At 67.3% G+C, this 2403-nt stretch carries 2 protein-coding genes; one reads left to right on the top strand and one right to left on the bottom strand.

The window, feature by feature from the left end; all coding sequences use genetic code 11:
* Nucleotides 1-419: 419 nt before the first annotated feature.
* Nucleotides 420-1034, bottom strand: a complete 615-nt coding sequence (locus ABWV20_RS19205) for a TetR/AcrR family transcriptional regulator (RefSeq protein WP_353358074.1) — start codon at nt 1032-1034, stop codon at nt 420-422.
* Nucleotides 1035-1124: 90 nt separating this feature from the next.
* Here ABWV20_RS19205 and ABWV20_RS19210 point away from each other — a divergent pair, with 90 nt between their 5' ends.
* Nucleotides 1125-2120, top strand: a complete 996-nt coding sequence (locus ABWV20_RS19210) for an SDR family NAD(P)-dependent oxidoreductase (RefSeq protein WP_353358077.1) — start codon at nt 1125-1127, stop codon at nt 2118-2120.
* The last annotated feature ends 283 nt before the right edge of the window (nt 2121-2403 follow it).

Consider the following 2403-nt stretch of genomic DNA (forward strand, 5'->3'; position numbering starts at 1 on the left):
CCTTGAGCTGACACGAACCAGCCAGTGGTGGCCACCCGTAGAGCAGATCCCATGGCCACCACCGGGCAGTTCTCGTGACCGTCACCGGGCAGGTCTCACGACCGCCCCTGGGCAGAAACAGATGGCCCTTGACACTACGGGTTTCCGAAGGTGCAGTCCGCGGGCCTCTGACCTGCGGAGACATGGACTGAACCGTGGCTCGTGCAGAATGCATGCAGGAGTTTGGGTTATGCACCGCAGGGAGCGCGAGGCGCGTGCTGTTGACCTGCAGCGACACAGGGGAGGGGGTATGCAATCGGAGCAGAAACCCCGACTGTCTCGATTCGGGGCGACATCTCACTGAAGGGCACGGTCGAGTCCCGAAGCGCGGCCGCGGAGCCGGATCGTCCGAGCGGGACTGACTCGAGGTCGCCCTGGCGCTACGGGCCAGGCCGCGGGCGCTGCCCGTGTGCAGCGAGGGAAGGCGTGCCGGGGCCAAGGGATGTGTCACCGGCTTGGGATGTGCTGACCTCGTCCAGGATCACCCGCACACCTGGCAGGGCGGTGGCGACCCGCTGACGTAGGCTCGCTGAAGCCGCGTCCGCGAGCCAGGCGTGCAGGCTCCGACGGAACAGGGCCAAGCCAATGGCAGCTAGCAGGTCACTGGCGTCCGACTGGAAGCCTCGCTCGATGAGCGCGGCGGCGATCTTGGCTTGCCAGCGCGCCTGCTTGGCCAATTCGCGGCCCGTGAGCGCGACCTGCGAGTCGATGACCCGCTGACGCTGTTGCAGCCGCGAGCGATCGGATTCCAAGAGGTCGGCCAGCTTGCCCAGCACGTCGGTCATCAGGGTTTGGGCATCAACCGGGTCGGTGCTCGCCGTGATGCCCGCGGTGATGGTCGGCAGCAGACGATCGTCATCGGCGAACAGCACCTCCTCCTTGTCGGGAAAGTGCCGGAAGAACGTGCGTGCGCTTACCCCAGCGCGTTCGGCAATCTGATCGACAGTCGTTTCCGCGTACCCCTTCATGTCGAACAGCCCGACGGCAGCCTCCACGAGCCGCTCTCGGGTCGGTTCCGGCGATCTCGGCACAGCCCATAACAATACCCCTTGTGTCAGTTCATGACATAACCCACAATCGCCGTTATGACAGAAACTGACACTACAGGTGTGGGACGGGCCAGCCGTCCGACCGTCCTGCTGACTGGACCCACCAGCGGGATCGGCGCCGCCGTTCTCGACCGCCTGCTGCGGCATTCCGGACGACCCCATCTCGTGCTACTGGCACGCCATGCCCCGGGACTGGACGCGGCCGTGGCGCGAGCCCGCGCGGCTGGTCTCGTAGCCCACGGGGTCCGGGTGGATCTGAGCGACCTGGCCTCTGTCCATTCCGCGACCGCCCGGGTCCGAGACCTGATCGAGCGCGACCACGCCGCACTCCTCGACTCGCTCATCCTCAACGCAGGTATTCAGCTCACCGACCGGCGGCAGGTCAGCGCTCAGGGGCACGAGCTGACCTTCGCGGTGAACGTGTTGGCGCAATACGCTCTCCTGCGCGGCCTCGAGCCGCTGCTGGCCCCAGCGGCTCATGTCGTGCTCCCCGGCTCGTCCACTCATCGAGGCAAGCGCGCATCGTTCGGGCTCGTGCCAGACCCGGCCTGGCAGGCCCCGCAGCAGCTGGCTACCCCCGACGTCGGTCTCGTCGAGCGCCCCAACGTCGCCGGCGCCAGCTGGCGCGAACCCGGAGGGAGCGCGTACGCGACGAGCAAGTTGTCGCTGGTGACGCTCTCTCACGAGTGGGCCGCCAGGCTCGGCTCGAGTGGCCGGCGCCTGAACGTGTACGACCCGGGCCTTGTCGCCGGCACCGGACTGGGTCGGGCGATGAAACGTTACGAGTATTGGGTCTGGCGCCGTATCATGCCCGCGATGAGCCTGCTTCCAGGAGCGACGACCCCGGCGCGTACCGCTCGGCACCTCGTCGCCCTGGCGCTCGGCGAGAACCATGCCACGCTGCACGACGCGTACGTAGAGATCGGCCGGATCAGGGCCGCGGAGCCGGTCACTTTCGACCCGGCACGCCGCCAGGCGTTGTGGGACTGGTGTCAGTCTGCATCGGTGCTCGCCCACCCGGCGGCGGGCTGAACCGCGCGCACCCGCAGACCCCGGCATCACGGAGCCCGAGTCCACTCGAGCGGGAGTCCCGTCTGTAGTCCGCCACGCCCAATTGGGGCTTAGCCTCGATCCACCGATGAAGTTGGTCGGGTGAGCGTGCCGTAACGACGAGGTGCCCTGCCGTGCTGAGAGATTGGGACTTGCGACGGTTCCAAACACCTCAACCCGGAAGGGCACCTCTGGGATGCGACTCTCTCACACTCTCGGCCGGACATCGGTGGCGTTCGACGACCCGAATCTCGTGTCGGCCGCC

The sequence above is a fragment of the Intrasporangium sp. DVR genome (assembly GCF_040365325.1).
Classification (GTDB): domain Bacteria; phylum Actinomycetota; class Actinomycetes; order Actinomycetales; family Dermatophilaceae; genus Intrasporangium.